Origin of the sequence: Streptomyces sp. Ncost-T10-10d (assembly GCF_900091955.1) — a bacterium.
Lineage (GTDB): Bacteria > Actinomycetota > Actinomycetes > Streptomycetales > Streptomycetaceae > Streptomyces.
The window spans coordinates 57,741-76,749 of the sequence record NZ_FMDF01000183.1 but is presented as its reverse complement, the minus strand read 5'-3'; the positions used below and the strand labels follow the sequence as shown (position 1 = coordinate 76,749).

At 70.4% G+C, this 19,009-nt stretch carries 14 protein-coding genes; 7 read left to right on the top strand and 7 right to left on the bottom strand.

Going from position 1 to position 19,009, the window contains the following annotated elements; all coding sequences use genetic code 11:
- The first annotated feature begins 224 nt into the window (after positions 1–224).
- Positions 225–1,643, top strand: a complete 1,419-nt coding sequence (locus GA0115254_RS33980) for a sugar porter family MFS transporter (RefSeq protein WP_093899117.1) — start codon at positions 225–227, stop codon at positions 1,641–1,643.
- 75 nt (positions 1,644–1,718) lie between these two features.
- On the opposite strand, the gene GA0115254_RS33975 is transcribed toward GA0115254_RS33980, so the two are convergent.
- Together GA0115254_RS33975 and GA0115254_RS33970 are read right to left on the bottom strand one after the other, a co-directional pair.
- A complete protein-coding gene (locus GA0115254_RS33975) occupies positions 1,719–2,684 on the bottom strand; it encodes an LLM class flavin-dependent oxidoreductase (RefSeq protein WP_093899116.1) in 966 nt (321 codons plus the stop codon).
- Positions 2,685–2,742: 58 nt separating this feature from the next.
- Positions 2,743–4,143 (bottom strand): purine-cytosine permease family protein, encoded by a 1,401-nt coding sequence (locus GA0115254_RS33970; RefSeq protein ID WP_093899115.1) that lies wholly within the window; start codon positions 4,141–4,143, stop codon positions 2,743–2,745.
- A 109-nt stretch (positions 4,144–4,252) separates the two neighbouring features.
- On the opposite strand from GA0115254_RS33970, the gene ftsY reads away from it, so the two are divergent.
- Positions 4,253–5,464: a signal recognition particle-docking protein FtsY gene (gene ftsY / locus GA0115254_RS33965; protein WP_093899114.1), complete on the top strand. Its 1,212-nt coding sequence runs from the start codon at positions 4,253–4,255 to the stop codon at positions 5,462–5,464.
- A gap of 165 nt (positions 5,465–5,629) precedes the next feature.
- Here ftsY and GA0115254_RS33960 read toward each other — a convergent pair whose 3' ends face one another.
- Complete coding sequence (locus tag GA0115254_RS33960; protein WP_093899113.1) at positions 5,630–6,289, bottom strand: bifunctional DNA primase/polymerase; 660 nt, start codon at positions 6,287–6,289, stop codon at positions 5,630–5,632.
- 422 nt (positions 6,290–6,711) lie between these two features.
- On the opposite strand from GA0115254_RS33960, the gene GA0115254_RS33955 reads away from it, so the two are divergent.
- From GA0115254_RS33955 to ffh, 5 genes are all read left to right on the top strand, one after another.
- Entirely contained in the window at positions 6,712–8,187 is a 1,476-nt protein-coding gene (locus tag GA0115254_RS33955; RefSeq protein WP_093899112.1) for a transcriptional repressor NsdA, read from the top strand.
- A gap of 370 nt (positions 8,188–8,557) precedes the next feature.
- The gene (locus GA0115254_RS33950) at positions 8,558–9,916 is read left to right on the top strand and encodes an ammonium transporter (RefSeq protein ID WP_093899111.1); all 1,359 of its coding nucleotides are present in this window, start codon (positions 8,558–8,560) and stop codon (positions 9,914–9,916) included.
- Positions 9,913–10,251, top strand: a complete 339-nt coding sequence (locus tag GA0115254_RS33945; protein ID WP_093899110.1) for a P-II family nitrogen regulator — start codon at positions 9,913–9,915, stop codon at positions 10,249–10,251. Before GA0115254_RS33950 ends, GA0115254_RS33945 begins: the two co-directional genes overlap by 4 nt.
- Positions 10,252–10,280: 29 nt before the next feature.
- On the top strand, positions 10,281–12,740 hold the full coding sequence (locus GA0115254_RS33940; protein WP_093899109.1) for a [protein-PII] uridylyltransferase: 2,460 nt from the start codon (positions 10,281–10,283) through the stop codon (positions 12,738–12,740).
- A 132-nt stretch (positions 12,741–12,872) separates the two neighbouring features.
- Positions 12,873–14,423: a signal recognition particle protein gene (ffh, locus tag GA0115254_RS33935; RefSeq protein ID WP_093899108.1), complete on the top strand. Its 1,551-nt coding sequence runs from the start codon at positions 12,873–12,875 to the stop codon at positions 14,421–14,423.
- Between the two features lie 57 nt (positions 14,424–14,480).
- On the opposite strand, the gene GA0115254_RS33930 is transcribed toward ffh, so the two are convergent.
- From GA0115254_RS33930 to GA0115254_RS33915, 4 genes are read right to left on the bottom strand one after another with little or no spacing between them, the layout of a single operon-like run.
- Positions 14,481–15,722 (bottom strand): phosphopentomutase, encoded by a 1,242-nt coding sequence (locus GA0115254_RS33930; protein WP_093899107.1) that lies wholly within the window; start codon positions 15,720–15,722, stop codon positions 14,481–14,483.
- A gap of 26 nt (positions 15,723–15,748) precedes the next feature.
- Positions 15,749–16,912: an alanine racemase gene (locus GA0115254_RS33925; protein WP_093899106.1), complete on the bottom strand. Its 1,164-nt coding sequence runs from the start codon at positions 16,910–16,912 to the stop codon at positions 15,749–15,751.
- A gap of 2 nt (positions 16,913–16,914) precedes the next feature.
- Complete coding sequence (locus tag GA0115254_RS33920; RefSeq protein WP_093899105.1) at positions 16,915–18,030, bottom strand: aminotransferase class V-fold PLP-dependent enzyme; 1,116 nt, start codon at positions 18,028–18,030, stop codon at positions 16,915–16,917.
- Between the two features lie 2 nt (positions 18,031–18,032).
- Positions 18,033–18,989 carry a phosphotriesterase family protein gene (locus GA0115254_RS33915; protein ID WP_093899104.1) on the bottom strand — a complete coding sequence of 319 codons (957 nt, stop codon included), beginning with the start codon at positions 18,987–18,989 and terminating at the stop codon, positions 18,033–18,035.
- Between the last annotated feature and the right edge of the window lie 20 nt (positions 18,990–19,009).

Genomic DNA, 19,009 nt, shown 5'->3' with positions numbered 1-19,009 from the left:
ACTCAATCTTCAACACTTCGACGTACCTTTTGAGCGTTACTGCGTAGATGTGCGCCAATGCGAAATCTTGACTTCGAAACTTGAAGGCATACTCTCTGAAACGTCGTCTTTATGTTCAAGTGGTGTCAGTCGTGAAGTTATGTGCCACTTGGAAGAACTTGCTCTCCCACAAGAGCTCGCTCCCCCCCCACACCTGACGACGCGGCCAGGCATCAGGAGTACATGTGACCAGCACATCGCAGGGACCGGCGTCCGGGGCCCGAGCGGCCCATCCGGACCACCTCGGCCATGTCATCTTCATCACGGCAGCCGCTGCGATGGGTGGCTTCCTGTTCGGCTACGACAGTTCCGTCATCAACGGCGCCGTCGAGGCGATCCGCAGCCGGTACGACATCGGCTCGGGAACGCTCGCCCAGGTCATCGCCATCGCCCTGATCGGCTGTGCGATCGGCGCGGCCACGGCGGGGCGCATCGCCGACCGCATCGGCCGAATCCGCTGCATGCAGATCGCCTCCGTGCTCTTCACCATCAGCGCCGTCGGTTCCGCGCTCCCGTTCGCGCTCTGGGACCTGGCGATGTGGCGCATCATCGGCGGCTTCGCCATCGGTATGGCCTCGGTGATCGGCCCGGCATACATCGCCGAGGTCTCACCGCCCGCCTACCGCGGCCGGCTCGGCTCCTTCCAGCAGGCGGCGATCGTCATCGGCATCGCCATCTCCCAGCTGGTCAACTACGGCATTCTGCAGCTCGCCGGCGGAGATCAGCGCGGCAAGATCGGCGGCATCGAGGCCTGGCAGTGGATGCTCGGCGTGATGGTCGTTCCCGCCGTTCTGTACGGACTCCTGTCGTTCGCGATCCCCGAGTCGCCGCGGTTCCTGATCTCGGCCGGCAAGAAGGACCGGGCCCGGCAGATCCTCGAGGAGGTCGAGGGCAAGAACGTCGACCTCGACGCCCGGGTGGCCGAGATCGAGACCGCCATGCACCGTGAGCACAAGTCCAGGTTCAAGGATCTGCTCGGCGGCCGCTTCGGATTCCTGCCGATCGTCTGGGTGGGTATCGGCCTGTCGGTCTTCCAGCAACTCGTCGGCATCAACGTGGCGTTCTACTACTCGGCGACGCTGTGGCAGTCCGTCGGCATCGACCCCTCGGACTCGTTCCTCTACTCGTTCACCACGTCGATCATCAACATCGTCGGTACCGTGATCGCGATGGTGCTGGTGGACCGGGTGGGCCGCAAGCCGCTCGCGCTGGTCGGCTCCACAGGTATGGCCATCGCCCTCGCCTTCGAGGCCTGGGCCTTCTCCGCGCACCTGGTCGACGGCAAACTGCCGCACACCCAGGGCATCGTGGCGCTCGTCGCGGCCCATGTGTTCGTGCTCTTCTTCGCCCTGTCGTGGGGTGTCGTGGTCTGGGTCTTCCTCGGCGAGATGTTCCCGAACAAGATCCGCGCCGCCGCGCTCGGCGTCGCCGCGTCCGCGCAGTGGATCGCCAACTGGGCGATCACGGCGAGCTTCCCGAGCCTGTCCGACTGGAACCTGTCGGGCACATACATCATCTACGCATGCTTCGCCACGCTCTCGATCCCCTTCGTGCTCAAGTTCGTGAAGGAGACCAAGGGCAAGGCGTTGGAGGAGATGGGCTAATCCCCGCTGCCCCTCTCCTCGACCACGGAATGCCCCGGCCCGCACCTGCGCGCCGGGGCAGTTCCGGCGGCCCCATCAACGCGCGACCGCCTCGCAGAACAGCCGCAGGCTGCGCCACCCCTCCTCGATGGGCATCCCGCCGCACAGCGGATGCAGCACCAGGCTGTCCAGCTCCCCGGCCGCCCCGGCGCACTCGTCCGGCGTGATGACCCGGTAGACCCCCTCGTCCCGCAGCTCCGTCACCGTCGTCGCCGCCGAGCGCACGGCCGAGCGGATGTCCTTGGACTGCCAGGAGGTGTACGTACGAGCCTCGTGCAGGAAGTGCTCGCCGTACTCCGCCCAGGTCCGGTCCGGGTCCTCGGACACATGCAGCAGCGGCGTCTCGGCGGACGGCATCATGCAGAAGCCGTCCGTCCCGAATTCCGCACGCTGCTCGTGGTAGTACGCCTCCAGTTCTGGCAGATGCGCACTCGGGAAGAACGGCAGCCCGAACCGGGCCGCCCGCCGCGCCGCCGCCCGCGAGCTGCCGCCCACCAGCAGCAGCGGGTGCGGCTGGGTGTACGGGCGTGGCGTGATCCGGACCGTACGGCCCCGGTACGGGAACGGTTCCCCGGTCCACGCCTGCAACAACGTCTCCAGGAGTTCGTCCTGGAGACGGCCGCGCCTGCCCCATTCGACTCCCGCCTGTTCGTACTCCTCGGGTCGGTAGCCGATCCCCGCCACCGTGACCAGCCTGCCCGCGCTCAGCAGGTCCAGGACCGCGATGTCCTCGGCCAGCCGCAGCGGGTCGTGCAGGGGGCCGATGATCGCCGAGACGGTGACCGCGATCCGGCGGGTGGCGCCGAAGACCGAACCCGCGAAGACGAAGGGGGAGGGCAGCCAGGAGTTGGCGGCGCCGTGGTGCTCCTCGGTCTGTACGGTGTCGACGCCGTGCTCGTCGGCGTACGCGGCCATCTCCAGCGCGGCGCGGTACCGGGCCGAGAGCGACTCGGGGGTGGCGTCGGGATCGACGAGATTGAACCGGATCACTGTGAAGGCCATCACACTTGTCCCCTGCGTCGGGCGGACTCGGCGAGGCGGGACGTTAGCTGACGTGGCGTCAGAAGTGTAGAGGCGTGACGCCCCCGGGCCGTTCCCGGCCGGCGGGACGCGGCAGGATCGCGTACAGCGCGGCGGACACGGCGATCGTGGCCGCCCAGCCCAGTCCGTGGCGCCCGACCCAGGTGGCGGCGAGGGGGCCGGAGAACCACTCCACGCCGGTGAAGAGCAGGCCCACCACCAGGCCCACGGTCCACGCGGTCACGGCGGTCAGGGCGAAACCGCCGGTGTACCAGTAGGCACTGGCCGGTGTGGTGTCCATGAGTGCCGCGGGGTCGTACGTACGCCCCCGCAGCTGATCCGCACCGAAGACACCGATCCATGCCGAGAACGTCACCGCGAGCAGCGTCAGAAAAGATACGAAGGTATCCAGGAAACCCGCCGCCGTCATCATCAGCAATGAGCCCAGAAACAGACTGATGGCGGCATTCACCCCGACCGCCCACGCGCGGGGGATCATGAATCCCAGCGTCTGTGCGGTGAATCCGGCCGAATACATCGACATCGCATTGATCAGCACCATGCCGACGACGGCGATCAGTAAATACGGCACCGAGAGCCAGCCCGGCAGCAGGGGGCCGATGAACGAGACCGGATCCTGGGTGACGGCCAGGCCCGGCGTGGCGACCGCCATCACGGAGCCCATCAGCACCATCGGCAGAAACACGATCCCGGCGCCGCCCACAGTCGCCACGATCATCGCCCGGCCGGACGCGGTGCGCGGCAGATAGCGGGCGAAGTCGGGACCGGCCGGAACCCAGCTGATCCCGCCGGCCGCCAGTGTGCCGGCTCCGGCGATCACCATCGCCGTGGGCCCGGCAGGCCTGTTCAGGACGTCCCGCCATTCGGTCCGGCCGATGAGGTGGATCAGTACGAGGACGCTGAAGCCTCCGAAGAGATACGCCGACCAGGTGCAGCACACCCGCAGGGCGTGCACGCCCAGCCCCGACACCAGGAAGCTGCTCCCCACGAAGGCGAGCAGGGTCGCCATGATCAGGGTGTTGTTGCTCTCGATGGAGAAGAGCAGATTCAGTACGGCGAGCAGGGCGTAGGCGCCGGTTCCCGCGTTCACCGTCTCCCAGCCCCAGCGGGCGATCCAGATCAGCGCACCGGGCAGCAGGTTGCCGCGCTGGCCGAAGACGGCCCGGGAGAGTGCCATGCCGGGAGCCCCGCCCTGCTTGCCCGCGATGGAGACCAGGCCGACCAGTCCGAAACCGATGACCGGCGCCGTGATGGCGACGGCCAGCACCTGCCAGAAGTTCAGCCCGTTGAAGACGACAAGCCCCGCGCCCATGGTGAGCAGCAGCACGGTCAGGTTCGCGCCGACCCAGGTGGGGAAGAGGCTCCTGACCCGGCCGGTGCGCTCGCTGTCGGGGACGGGTTCCAGGCCACGGGTCTCCACAGGCGGGATCGTACCTTTACCGCCAAAAGGTGCATAACGTCCAAGGGGGTGCGGGGGTGATCCTTCGGGGCGGCCCCCCGCGGCGGACGTGACTGATACTGGATGGGTTATGGAATTCGTCATCCTTGCTGTAGTCATCGCCCTGGTCGCGGTCGGCGTGATCAGCGGGCTCGTGGTCAGCAGCCGCAAGAAGAAGCAGCTGCCCCCGGCGCCGTCGAGCACGCCGACCATCACTCCTCCCGCCGAGCCCCATGTCGGCGAGGAAGCCGAGACGCCGCGCGAGGAACCGCGCCGCACCATCGAGGAGGTCGCTCCCCCTTCGGCCGAGGCTCCCGCCGAGGAAGCCCCCGAGGCCGTCGAGCCGGAGGTGCCCGCCGCCCCCGCCCTCGAGGTGCCCGAGCCCACCGCGGGCCGTCTGGTACGGCTGCGTGCCCGGCTCGCCCGCTCGCAGAACTCCCTCGGCAAGGGGCTGCTCACGCTCCTGTCCCGCGACAACCTCGATGAGGACACCTGGGAGGAGATCGAGGACACCCTCCTCACCGCCGACGTCGGCGTCGCACCCACGCAGGAACTGGTGGAGCGGCTCCGTGAACGCGTCCGCGTTCTCGGCACCCGTACCCCCGAAGGGCTGCGCTCGCTGCTGCGCGAGGAGCTCCTCACCCTGCTCGGCACCGACTTCGACCGCGCAGTCAAGACGGAGAGCGGTCTCGACACCCCCGGTGTCGTGATGGTCGTCGGCGTCAACGGAACCGGCAAGACCACCACCACCGGCAAGCTGGCCCGAGTGCTCGTCGCCGACGGCCGCAGCGTCGTGCTCGGCGCCGCCGACACCTTCCGGGCCGCCGCCGCCGACCAGCTCCAGACCTGGGGTGAGCGCGTCGGCGCCCGCACCGTGCGAGGACCCGAGGGCGGCGACCCGGCGTCGATCGCCTTCGACGCGGTGAAGGAAGGGATCGCCGAGGGCGCCGATGTCGTCCTCATCGACACCGCGGGACGGCTGCACACCAAGACCGGGCTCATGGACGAGCTCGGCAAGGTCAAGCGTGTCGTCGAGAAGCACGGACCGCTCGACGAGATCCTGCTCGTCCTCGACGCCACGACCGGGCAGAACGGTCTGGTGCAGGCCCGGGTGTTCGCCGAGGTCGTCGACATCACCGGCATCGTGCTGACCAAGCTGGACGGTACCGCCAAGGGCGGCATCGTCATCGCCGTCCAGCGTGAACTGGGCGTACCGGTGAAGCTGGTCGGTCTCGGCGAGGGACCGGACGACCTGGCTCCATTCGAGCCGGAGGCGTTCGTGGACGCCTTGATCGGAGACTGACGCCTCGCGCGCCCGCAACAGAGCCCGACCGCATGACGCAACTGCGGTCGGGCTCTTCGTCCTGTCGGGCTCTGCGCCCGGGACTACCGGGCTCTCCGTGCGAGGGCGACCACCGATTGAGCAACCCCGACGGCGGGACCCCACCTCCGCTAAAGCGGCGACGGTTCAGCCGCAGAGGGGCGCACGATGGCAGCTGTAGGCCAGCGTGCCCAGCAGCAGCCGCGCCTGCGGCGGTGCGGCCGCCGTGTCCAGCACGGGCGGGCGCAGCCACCGGACCGGGCCCAGGCCGCCCTCGTCGGACGGCGGGGCGGTGATGTGGCAGCCGGGCCCCAGCGCCCGCAGGTCCAGACCCGCGTCGTCCCAGCCCATCCGGTACAGCAGCTGCGGGAGCTCGGCGGCGGCACCCGGGGCCACGAAGAACTGGGCCCGCCCGGCCGGTGTCACCGCGACCGGGCCGAGCGGCAGCCCCATGCGCTCCATGCGGACCAGAGCCCGGCGCCCGGCCGCTTCGGCGACGTCGAGGATGTCGAAGGTGCGGCCCACCGGAAGCAGCATCGAGGCGCCCGGCACCTGGGCCCAGGCGTCCGCCGCCGTGTCGAGCGTGGCCCCTGCGGGGACCTCGCGGGCGAAGTCCAGCGGATGGGCGCCGGGGGAGGGGCACTGCGCCTCCCCGCACGAGCAGCGGCCGGCCACGGCCCGCGCGCCCGGCACGACGGCCCAGCCCCACAGCCCTGTGTACTCGGCCACTGCCGTGCACTCGGCCGCACGGCCGCGGCGCCGTGAGCCGGTGCGCATCTCGCGGATGCCGCCGATCGTGAAGCCCATGCCCCCTCCAACGTGTCCGACTCGCCAGTGGTTACGACGTGGATTCCCATCGTGACGCTCCGTCGTCGCAGTCGATCCATGGCGCGCCGGTGCACTCGGGGTCTTGCGGCATGTCCCATGCGCCCCGTCGTGCGTCACTGCGCCCACTGCTGATCGCCGTGTGTCAAGTGAATCGCGCCCGACGGTGGTGGCGTTCATTCGAAGGGGTGGCGAATGGTGGCGTTTCTGTAATCGCCCTCGCAGAGGCGGTGATCGTAGGATTACCGTCGGTACACGAACCATGGAAGTATGTGCGCCCATGGGTATGCCGGAGGCAACCCGATTTCCTGTTCGATCGGGCGCAACCTCCGGATGGGCGGCATCGGATCAGGGCAATCTGATAGTGGTTCGCGCGACAGAATTCAGCGGATGGGGGCGTTCCAGTGAGTGGCAGCGGCGCAGGCGATACGAATGCCGGCAAGCGCCCCAATGTGCAACTGGGCTCATGGTTCGTGCGCAGCGGCTGGTCGAAGGGCGAGCTGGCGCGGCAGGTGAACCGCCGGGCGCGCCAGATGGGTGCTCACCACATCAGCACCGACACCTCCCGGGTGCGGCGCTGGCTCGACGGTGAACAGCCGCGCGAGCCGATCCCGCGCATCCTCTCCGAGCTCTTCTCGGAGCGCTTCGGCTCCGTCGTCGCCATCGAGGACCTCGGACTGCGCGCGGCGCATCAGTCACCGTCCGTGTCCGGCGTCGACCTGCCCTGGGCGGGCCCGCAGACCGTCGCCCTGCTCAGCGAGTTCTCCCGCAGCGATCTCATGCTCGCCCGCCGTGGATTTCTCGGCTCCTCGCTCACGCTCGCCGCAGGACCCGCCCTGATCGAACCCATGCAGCGCTGGCTGGTGCCCGTCGCCGCCACCGGACCCGCACAGCCGGAGTCGGCCGCCGCGGCCCGCCGACCCTCCCGGCTCTCCGGCCCCGAGCTCGACCTTCTGGAGTCCACCACCGCGATGTTCCGCCAGTGGGACGCGCAGTGCGGCGGCGGACTGCGCCGCAAGGCCGTCGTCGGCCAACTCCACGAGGTCACCGACCTGCTGCAGGAACCGCAGCCGGCGGCCACCGCCAAGCGGCTCTTCCGTTGCGCGGCCGAACTGGCCGAACTGGCGGGCTGGATGAGCTACGACGTCGGCCTCCAGCCCACCGCCCAGAAGTACTTCGTCCTCGCGCTCCACGCCTCGAAAGAGGCCGGCGACAAACCGCTCGGTTCGTATGTTCTGTCCAGTATGAGCCGGCAGATGATCCACCTCGGACGGCCCGACGACGCCCTCGAACTGATCCATCTCGCGCAGTACGGCAGCCGGGACTGCGCCACTCCGCGCACCCAGGCCATGCTGTATGCGATGGAGGCTCGTGCGTACGCCAACATGGGCCAGCCCAGCAAGTGCAAACGAGCCGTCCGGATGGCCGAGGACACCTTCCTCGATGTCGGGATCGACGGCGAGCCCGAGCCCGACTGGATCCGCTTCTTCTCCGAGGCCGAGCTCAACGGCGAGAACTCCCACTCGTACCGCGACCTCGCCTATGTCGCGGGCCGCAGCCCCACGTACGCCACGCTCGCCGAACCCCTCATGCAGAAGGCCGTCCAGCTCTTCGGCGAGGACGACGAGCACCAGCGGTCGTACGCACTCAACCTGGTCGGCCTCGCCACCGTCCACCTCCTCCAGCGCGAGCCCGAGCAGTCCACGGTGCTGGCCGAGAAGGCGCTGCGCGTGGCCAAGAAGATCCGTTCCGAGCGCGTCAACACCCGGCTCCGCAAGACCGTCGACACCGCTGCCAGGGACTTCGGGGACATTCCCGAAGTGGCCAGACTCACCGATCTCCTCACCGAGCAGCTGCCCGAGACCGCAGAAGCGGTCTGAGCCGCCCCCCAGTCCCCGGCCACGGCGACCACCCCGCACAGACCGACTTCGGCTCCCCCAATTGCCAGGTCAGCGGGTGGTCGGCGTGGCCGGTTCGCGTTGCCGTTCCCGTACGGGAGAGTCGTAACCGCACCGTATGCGGCCCCGGCGGCAGAGTAGGCCCGGTCCCGGGTACGCCACGGCCGGTTCATGGCGACGTAACACTCCGGACCTCTTCGTCACTACCGCGAAACACCGTGCGGCATCGGCGGAAACCGTGCTGGGCGAATCTCATGGCGCATAACCGGCCCGCACCTTTTCCCCAGTGGTCCCGCACGTGGTCCCGCTCTTATCGCCCGCACGCGGCCGCACCGACGACGAGGAGACGCCGATGCCCCCAGGCATCACGACGCTAGCCGCAGACGCCCCGACGCTGTCTGCCGCCAACACCGGGTTCATGCTCATCTGCTCCGCCCTGGTGATGCTCATGACCCCCGGCCTGGCCTTCTTCTACGGAGGCATGGTCCGCGTCAAGAGCACCCTCAACATGCTGATGATGAGCTTCATCAGCCTCGGGATCGTCACGATCCTGTGGGTGCTCTACGGATTCAGCCTCGCCTTCGGCACCGACATCGGCTCCGTCATCGGCTGGAGCTCGGACTACGTCGGCCTCAGCGGGATCGGCATCACGCAGCTCTGGGACGGCTACACGATCCCCGTCTACGTCTTCGCCGTCTTCCAGCTGATGTTTGCCGTCATCACCCCCGCACTGATCAGCGGCGCCCTCGCCGACCGGGTCAAGTTCACCTCCTGGGCCCTGTTCATCACGCTCTGGGTCACCGTCGTCTACTTCCCCGTCGCCCACTGGGTCTGGGGCGCGGGCGGCTGGCTCTTCGAGCTCGGCGTGATCGACTTCGCCGGTGGCACGGCCGTCCACATCAACGCAGGTGCCGCGGCGCTCGGCGTGATCCTCGTCATCGGCAAGCGCGTCGGCTTCAAGAAGGACCCGATGCGGCCGCACAGCCTGCCGCTCGTCATGCTCGGTGCCGGACTGCTCTGGTTCGGCTGGTTCGGCTTCAACGCCGGCTCGTGGCTCGGCAACGACGACGGCGTCGGCGCGGTCATGTTCGTCAACACCCAGGTCGCCACCGCTGCCGCGATGCTCGCCTGGCTCGGCTACGAGAAACTCCGCCACGGCTCCTTCACCACCCTCGGTGCGGCTTCCGGGGCGGTAGCGGGCCTCGTAGCCATCACGCCTTCCGGCGGCGCGGTCAGCCCGCTCGGCGCCATCGCGGTCGGCGCCATCGCCGGTGTCCTGTGCGCCATGGCCGTCGGCCTGAAGTACAAGTTCGGCTACGACGACTCCCTGGACGTCGTCGGCGTCCACCTTGTCGGCGGTGTCGCCGGTTCCCTCCTCGTCGGCTTCTTCGCCACCGGTGGTGTCCAGTCCGACGCCAAGGGCCTCTTCTACGGCGGCGGCCTCGACCAGCTCGGCAAGCAGGCCGTCGGTGTCTTCGCCGTCCTCGCGTACTCTCTGGTCGTCTCCGCGGTCCTCGCCTTCATCCTGGACAGGACGATCGGGATGCGGGTCGACGAGGACGACGAGATCTCCGGCATCGACCAGGTCGAACATGCGGAGACCGCGTACGACTTCAGCGGAGCGGGCGGCGGCGCGGCCTTGCGCACCACGGCTTCCGCACCGGCACCGGGCACGACGGCAGCACCGCAGACGAAGAAGGTGGACGCATGAAGCTCATCACCGCAGTTGTGAAGCCGCACCGGCTCGACGAGATCAAGGAGGCCCTCCAGGCCTTCGGCATCCAGGGCCTCACGGTCACGGAGGCCAGCGGTTACGGGCGCCAGCGCGGACACACCGAGGTCTACCGGGGCGCCGAGTACACCGTCGATCTGGTACCCAAGATCCGTATCGAGGTACTCGTCGAGGACGAGGACTCCGAACAGCTCATCGACGTTGTCGTGAAGGCGGCCCGAACCGGCAAGATCGGAGACGGCAAGGTCTGGAGCGTGCCGGTCGACACCGCGATTCGCGTACGAACGGGCGAACGCGGCCCGGACGCACTCTGACCCACGGTCCCGAAACGAAAGGCAGCCGGGTGACGAGCACCGAAGTGACCACCGAATCCGAAGACTCGGAACCCAGCAGCTACGCGGCGGCCCGGCTGCGCCTCCTCCAGGAGAAGGCGCAGTCCGGGCCGCCGCGGCGTGCGGCCCTCGCATCGCTCACCGACGACTGGCTCACCGCGCTGTTCACCGCCGCGGCCGAACAGACCGGCGTCCGCGGCGCCGCCCTTGTCGCCGTCGGCGGCTACGGCCGCGGCGAACTCTCCCCACGCAGCGACCTCGACCTCCTGCTCCTGCACGACGGCAACGCCGACGCCGGGTCCATCGCCTCCCTCGCCGACCGCATCTGGTACCCCGTCTGGGACCTCGGCCTCGCCCTCGACCACTCCGTACGCACCCCCGCCGAAGCCCGGAAAACAGCAGGCGAGGACCTCAAGGTCCAACTCGGACTGCTCGACGCCCGGCCCGTCGCCGGAGACCTCGGTCTCGTCGCCGCCCTGCGCACCACGATCCTCGCCGACTGGCGCAACCAGGCCCCCAAACGCCTCCCCGCACTCGACGAGCTCTGCCGCGAACGCGCCGAACGCCAGGGCGAGCTCCAGTTCCTCCTCGAACCCGACCTCAAGGAGGCCCGCGGCGGACTGCGAGACGCCACCGCCCTGCGCGCCGTCGCCGCCTCCTGGGTCGCCGACGCCCCCCGCGAAGGCCTCGCCGAAGCCCGTCGTGTCCTCCTCGACGCCCGAGACGCGCTCCACCTCACCACCGGCCGTGCCACCGACCGCCTCGCCCTTCAGGAACAGGACCAGGTCGCCACCGCCCTCGGTCTCCTCGACGCCGACGCCCTGCTGCGCCAGGTGTACGAGGCCGCCCGCACCGTCTCCTACGCAACCGACGTCACCTGGCGCGAAGTCAACCGCGTGCTCCGCTCCCGGTCCACGCGCCCCCGGCTGCGCGCCATGCTCGGCGGCGGCAAGGTGGCCTCCCCGGAACGCACCCCGCTCTCCGACGGCGTCGTCGAGGCCGACGGCGAAGTCGTCCTTGCCCGCTCCGCCCGTCCCGAACGCGACCCCGTGCTCGTACTGCGCGCCGCCGCAGCGGCCGCCCAGTCCGAACTCCCGCTCTCCCGCCACGTCGTACGCCACCTCGCCGGTGCCGCGCGCCCGCTGCCGGTGCCCTGGCCCGCCGAGGCGCGTGAGGAACTCGTCACCCTCCTCGGCGCGGGCGAGGCCACCATCCCCGTCTGGGAAGCCCTCGAAGCGGAAGGACTGATCACCCGGCTGCTCCCCGACTGGGAACGCGTCCACTGCCGCCCCCAGCGCAACCCGGTCCACACCTGGACCGTCGACCGCCATCTCGTCGAAGCGGCCGTCCGGGCCTCCTTCCTCACCCGCCGCGTCGGCCGCCCCGACCTCCTCCTCGTCGCCGCACTCCTGCACGACATCGGCAAGGGCTGGCCCGGCGACCACTCCGTCGCCGGGGAGGTCATCGCCCGCGACATGGCGGCCCGGATCGGCTTCGACCAGCACGACGTGGGCGTCATCGCCACCCTCGTACGCCACCATCTGCTGCTCATCGAAACCGCCACCCGCCGCGACCTCGACGACCCGGCGACCGTGCGCTCCGTCGCCACCGCTGTCGGCACCACCTCCACCCTGGAGCTCCTGCACGCCCTCACCGAGGCCGACGCACTCGCCACCGGGCCCGCCGCCTGGTCCGCCTGGCGCGCCTCCCTCGTCGCCGACCTCGTCAAACGCGTTGCCGCCGTGCTCGCCGGCCAGGCCCCGGAGGAACCGGAACCCGCCGCACCCAGTGCCGAACAGGAACGCCTCGCCATCGAGGCCCTGCGCACCGGCGAACCCGTCCTCGCCCTGCACGCCCAGGCCGAGACCCCGAACGAGGACGGCGAACCGGAACCCCTCGGCGTCGAACTCCTCATCGCCCTGCCCGACCGCCCCGGCGTGCTGCCCGCGGCGGCGGGCGTCCTCGCCCTGCACCGCCTCACCGTGCGAGCAGCCGATCTGCGGGCCGTGGAACTCCCCGCCGAGCTCGGCGAGGGCGAAGCCGCCGACCTGCTGCTGCTCAGCTGGCGGGTCGCGGCCGAGTACGGCTCCCTGCCGCAGGCCACCCGCCTCCGCGCCGACCTCGTACGCGCCCTGGACGGCTCCCTGGACATCCGGGCCCGCCTCGCCGAACGCGAGGCCGCCTATCCGAGGCGGCGCGGGGTGAAGGCGCCGCCGCCGAGGGTGACGGTCGCGGCGGCCGGCTCACAGCTGGCGACGGTGATCGAGGTACGGGCCCAGGACGCCCCGGGACTGCTGCACCGGATCGGCCGGGCGCTGGAACAGTGCGAGGTAAGGGTGCGCAGTGCGCATGTTTCGACGCTGGGGGCGAACGCGGTGGACGCGTTCTACGTCACGGATACGGACGGTGAGCCGTTGCCCGCGGTACGGGCCGCGGAGGTGGCCCGGGAGGTCGAGAGGGCGCTGGGCTGAGCCCCGCTGCCGCGCCCACAGGCCCTCGTGCGCCCATGAGAATCGGACGAGGGCTTTGCGTTTCCCGGGGTCCGGATACCCTTGGGGACGACTGACCTGCCCCGCCCCCGACCCTGAGGACCGACGAGCGCCGTGTTCGATACTCTCTCCGACCGCCTTAGCGCGACTTTCAAGAACCTCCGGGGCAAGGGCCGCTTGTCCGAGGCGGACATCGACGCCACGGCCCGCGAGATCCGTATCGCCCTGCTCGAAGCGGATGTCGCGCTGCCCGTCGTCCGCGCCTTCATCGGCAACGTCAAGGAGCGGGCGCGCGGCGTCGAGGTCTCCCAGGCGCTGAATCCCGCCCAGCAGGTCGTCAAGATCGTCAACGAGGAGCTCGTGGGCATCCTCGGCGGCGAGACCCGGCGGCTGCGGTTCGCCAAGAACCCGCCCACCGTGATCATGCTGGCGGGTCTCCAGGGTGCCGGTAAGACCACCCTCGCCGGAAAGCTCGGCCTCTGGCTCAAGGGTCAGGGCCACTCCCCGCTGCTCGTCGCCTGTGACCTCCAGCGCCCGAACGCCGTGAACCAGCTCAGCGTCGTCGCCGACCGCGCCGGTGTCGCGGTGTACGCGCCGCAGCCGGGCAACGGCGTCGGCGACCCGGTCCAGGTCGCCAAGGAGTCGATCGAGCACGCCCGCTCCAAGCAGTACGACGTCGTGATCGTCGACACCGCCGGCCGCCTCGGTATCGACCAGGAGCTGATGCAGCAGGCCGCGGACATCCGCGACGCCGTCAGCCCCGACGAGATCCTCTTCGTCGTCGACGCGATGATCGGCCAGGACGCGGTCAACACCGCCGAGGCCTTCCGCGACGGCGTCGGCTTCGACGGCGTGGTGCTCTCCAAGCTCGACGGTGACGCCCGCGGTGGTGCCGCCCTGTCGATCGCCCACGTCACGGGCAAGCAGGTCATGTTCGCGTCGAACGGTGAGAAGCTCGAGGACTTCGACGCCTTCCACCCCGACCGCATGGCGTCCCGCATTCTCGACATGGGTGACCTGCTCACCCTGATCGAGCAGGCGGAGAAGACCTTCAGCCAGGAAGAGGCCGCCAAAATGGCCTCCAAGCTGGCGTCCAGCAAGGGCAAGGACTTCACGCTCGACGACTTCCTGGCCCAGATGGAGCAGGTCCGGAAGATGGGCTCCATCTCCAAGCTGCTCGGGATGCTGCCCGGCATGGGGCAGATCAAGGACCAGATCAACAACATCGACGAGCGCGACGTGGACCGTACCGCCGCGATCATCAAGTCGATGACCCCGAAGGAGCGCGCCGAGCCGACGATCATCAACGGCTCGCGCCGCGCCCGTATCGCCAAGGGCTCCGGTGTCGAGGTCAGCGCCGTGAAGAACCTGGTGGAGCGGTTCTTCGATGCGCGCAAGATGATGTCGAAGATGGCGCAGGGCGGCGGCATGCCGGGGATGCCCGGGATGCCGGGCATGGGTGGCGGTCCCGGCCGGCAGAAGAAGCAGGTCAAGCAGGCCAAGGGCAAGCGCAAGAGCGGCAACCCGATGAAGCGCAAGGCCGAGGAGCAGGCCGCGGCGGCCCGTCGCGAGCAGGCGGCGGCGCAGGGCGGTGCGTTCGGTCTGCCGGCGCAGGAGGACAAGAACTTCGAGCTGCCGGACGAGTTCAAGAAGTTCATGGGCTGATCGCCCGACGACATGCGCAGGGGCGCCCACCGACGGTGGGCGCCCCTGCGCATGTTCCTATGCGGCGTGCTGTCCCGGCCGCAGCGTCGTGCCGTTGGCCAGCCCCGTCGGGTCCAGGGACAGCGATACGGCCGCGGTGGCGCCCACATCCGCGAGGCTGTCCGCGTCCGGCAGCAGTTCCACGCCGTCCGTGCCGGGCCGGTGGATCAGTACCGGCACGTACTCGCGGGTGTGGTGGGCGTGCCCGATCGTGGGGTCGTTCCCGTGGTCGCCGGTGACGATCAGCCGGTCGCCGGGGCTGTCGAGCAGTGCCACGAGCCCGGCGAGCCCGGAGTCCACCTGCTCCAGGAGGTGTCCGTAGCGCTCGGTGTCCTGCTGGTGCCCTGCCAGGTCGGTCTCCTGGACGTTGGTGACGACGAGCGCGTCGCCGGGGGCGCGTACCGCTTCGAGGGTGCGGGAGAGCACGTCGGCGGTCTTCACGGCCGGGTGCCGCCGCGCCGCCTCGCAGGCCAGGATGTCGGCGGCCTTCCCCACCAGGGTGACCGGGATGCCCGCGCGGGCGGCCAGACCGGGGAGCTGGCGAGTGTGGTCGAGCTCGGCGCCCAGGTGCTGAACTTCCAGGCCTCCGTTGCGGTAGAAGCCCGTGGCGGGGGTGTCGAGTCCGACGGTTCCCGCATCGCCGGGGCGCACGAACTGCCTCAGCGGGCCGTCCGCATGGCCGCCGACCGCGATGACCCGGGCGACGGGCGCGACCGCGCGGACGGTACGGGCGACAGCGAGGATTCCGCCGGGGCCGTCGAAGGGCAGGTCCTCCAGCCGGCCGGAGGCGTTCCAGTTGATCCCGGGGTCGGCCTCCAGGTTGTCGTGGACGAGGACCGTGCCGTCGACGACGAGGAGCGGCTTGCCGTCCAGCGGTTCGACACGGTGGCCGGCTGTTTCGAGGGCGGCGGCCACCTCGGCCAGATGGTCGGCGAGCCGAGCCACGGTGACCCGGCTGAAGTCGGCGCCCATCATCGTCTGGTGGCCCGCGAAGGTGTCGGCACCGGGATAGCCGAGCGCGGCGCGGCCCGCGGCGACGGGCAGACGGGTACGGCGGGCGAGGTCCTGATGCGGGTGGACCAGGCCGAGACCCAGCGCGCCGAGCACCGGCAGGCGCAGCGGCCGCCCGAGGGCCGTGCGGCAGTGGTCGAGGACGTGTCCGCAGGTGTCGGCGGTGAGATCGCCGGGGCGCAGAGTGCCCGCGTCGGGCATGGCGCCGATGCCGAATCCGTCGATGACGACGATGACGGTCTTGGCCATGGGTGTCTCCTGTTCAGGGGTCGGCCTTACAGGGCCCGGCCCTGGGCGTCGTACAGCCCGCTCAGCCGGGGTGTGCCGGAGGCGAGTCCGGAGACGACGGCGACGGTCGAGCGGGTGACGAAGATCTGAGTACGGAAGGCGAGCAGTGCGGTGTCGCCGAGCCGGATGTCCTGGCCGTCGGAGGGAGCGTCGAGCAGCCGGTAGTAGTCGATGTTCTCGGCGGGTGCGTCCTGTACGCCGAGGCGTGCGCCGGTGCGCGGCAGCAGGGCGCTGCGGATGTGGGACCGGGCGTAGAAGCCGCCGCCGCGGATCGCCGGGCGGCCGTCGTCGAGGGTGTGGGCGATTTCGCTGACGTACACGTACGCGGGCTTCTCGGGCTGCTGCGGGTCGAGGGCGTGCAGCGGGGTGGTGCCGGTGAGGGCGTGGCCGGGTTCGCCGTGGGTGGCGCCGAGTCGGGCGAGCAGCGGGAGGGACGCCATCGAGGTGGCGCTGGGGGCGCTCAGCTTCAGGTGTTCGTGTCCCCGGGAGGCCAGGACCTCGCGGGCCTTGAGGGCGAGCGCGAAGTTGGGGGTGGCGCCGGGGATGCCGGTCGTCGGGTCGCACAGGACGCAGGGGAAGGCGGTGACGCCCGCGATCCGGATGCCGGGCAGTTGCTCGGCCGCTTCGGCGAACGAGTCGATGCGGCCGAGCGGGACGCCGCCCTCCTGGCCGGGGTAGACGGCGCCCTCGGCGCCTTCGAGCCGTACGAGAACGTCCTGGACGAAGCCGAGCCGCTCGGCGGTCTCGGACACGGCCCGGGTGTTGGCGAGGTCGAACACGGTGACGGTCTCGGGGCGCCAGGCCAGCATTTCGGGCAGTGCGCGGCGGGGGATCTGGACCAGGTGGCCCAGGTTGCCGGCCTGTGCGCCCGCGGCGTGCAGGGTGCGGGCCTCGGGCGGGTCGATGGCGGCGAACCTGGGGATGTGCCGGGCGACGGCCCTGATCAGCTCGGGGTTGCGGCCCAGCTGTTTGACGACGAACCAGAGACCGATGCCGACCCGTTCGGCCTCGGCCGCCAGCAGCGCGGCATTCGCCTCGACGGCGTCGAGGTCCATCACGTAGGTGTCGGGCGGGATCTCGCCGCGCCGGTGAAGGGTGGCCGCGGCATCGACGAGCTCGGGGTTGCGGGTGAGCACGGTGTCGAGAAACACGGTCAGTCGTCCTTCGGGTCGTTCAGCACGTCGAGCGAGCGGCGCAGGATGTCGATGACGAGATCCGCGCCCGCCCGCATCGGGTTGATGCGTACGGTCCAGTCGGCCAGCTCGGGGGAGTCGTCCAGGGCGGAGCTGGACATCCGGTAGAAGAGCGGCGCGATCTCGTAGCGCGAGTTGGAGCCGACGGGGTAGGGGGCGGCTCCGAAGCGGGCGGCGACGGCGGGCAGTTCCTTCGCTACCGGCCGGTCGAGGCGGACGAGCAGGCAGCGGTCCTGGGCGTTGGCGATCCGTACCTCGGCGACGCCGTCCACTTCGCCCGCGGCCAGCCGCTCGGCGACCTCGGCGCCGACCCGGGACTGCACGGACCACATGACCGGTACGTGGGTGAGGGCGCGCAGGGCGTCGAGCGCCTGATGGCCCTGGACCTGTCCGCCGCCGGAGTAGTTGTCGCGGCGGATGCGCCCGACCAGATCACGGGCGCCGACCACGATGCCGACGCCTTCGGGGCCGTGCAGTTTGAACAGGGAGAAGCAGGAGGCGTCGGCGCCGAGCTCCACTCCCGAGGCAGGGGTGCGCATGACGGCGTAGTTGTCGTCGACGAGAGTGCGGACTCCGGCGGCCCGGCAGGCGGCGAGGACCTCCGCGGGGTCGTACGAGTCGGCGAGCCGCTGCCGGGTGTGCTGGACGTGGGCCCACCGGAACCGGCCGGACTCCAGGGCCTCGCGCAGCGCCCGCGCGTCGTTGAAGTCGACCTCGACGGTCCGTACACCGATGCCGCGCAGTGTGACCTCGGTGGTGCGGTACACGGGGGCCCGGTGGATGAGCAGCGGGTCGCCGGCCCGTACGGCGGCGCCCAGGGCGGCGCGGATCGCGCCGGTGCCCGCGCCCTGGACGAAGGCGGCGTCCTCGGCACCGAAGAAGTCCGCGAGTACGGCTTCGACGCGGGCGGTGGTGCGCGGGCGGCCGAGACCGGGGACGACGCCGGCGTCCGCCTCGAAGAGCTGGGGGCCCTCGAAGTGCGCGGCGGTGGCCTCCAGGAGCCGGAACTGTCTGGCGATCGCGTCGTCCAGCCCCACCGTCGCGAGCGGGAAGGTCTGCGGAAGTACAGGGCTCATGGTCAGAACTCCTCCACGCGCGCGCCGGTCAGGAAGCAGAGCGGATTGCGGCGCGTCATCAGGTCGATCAGGTCGTCGTCGACACCGGCCGCACGGGCCTCGGGCAGGAAGCTCCTGAAGAGATGCCCGTATCCCCGGCCGCCCTCGTCGAGGAGGTAACCGTGGCGGGAGATGTCGCAGCTGAGCAGCACCCGGTCGGCGTGTCCGGCCTCGACGAGGGCGAGCAGCAGCCGCAGTCGGGTGTCGTCGCTCTGATAGCCGTCCTTGCCGACGGTGTCGAACGCGACGTACGCCCCGCTCGCCGCGAGCTCCTTGTGGACGGCGGGGTCGTCGAGCAGATCCTGGTGGCCGATGCTGATGCGATGGGCCGGCAGACCCTCCCCGGTCAGCAGCTCCAGCTGGGCGAGTCCGCCGCGGCCGAGCTGGGCGTGGGTGGCGACGGAGAGGCCGGTGGCGAGGGCGGCCCGCGCACCGGCGCGCAGCACCTTGGTCTCGGGCGCGGTCGGGGTGTCGCCGTGGCTGCCGATCTCGCCGAGAACACCGGGGCGGATGCCGGTGGCGCCGATACCGCCGTCGATCTCCCGGACGAGCGCGTGGGTGAGCTCATCGACGCTGCTGCCGTCGATCTCGGGGGTGTGGAACGGCTCGTAGTACCAGCCGGTCGCGGCCACGACCGCGATCCGCGTTTCCCGGGCGATGCGGGCCAGGGTGCGGACGTCGCGGCCCATGCCCCGGCAGGTCAGTTCGACGACGAGCGAGAGACCGAATTCGGCGCGCAGGGCTGCGAGCTCGGCGGTGACCGCCGCGGAGTGGAGGCCCGGGTCGAGGACGGCCGCGCCGTCGCCCCTGTGGTCCAGATCGAGGACGAGGTGCTCATGGGCGAGGACGGGGCCGGTCACGGAATCGACTGCGAGATCGCCGACGACGGTGCGCAGGACGGGCGGTGCGGGGTGGTTCATCGTGGGGGGTTCCTTCTTCG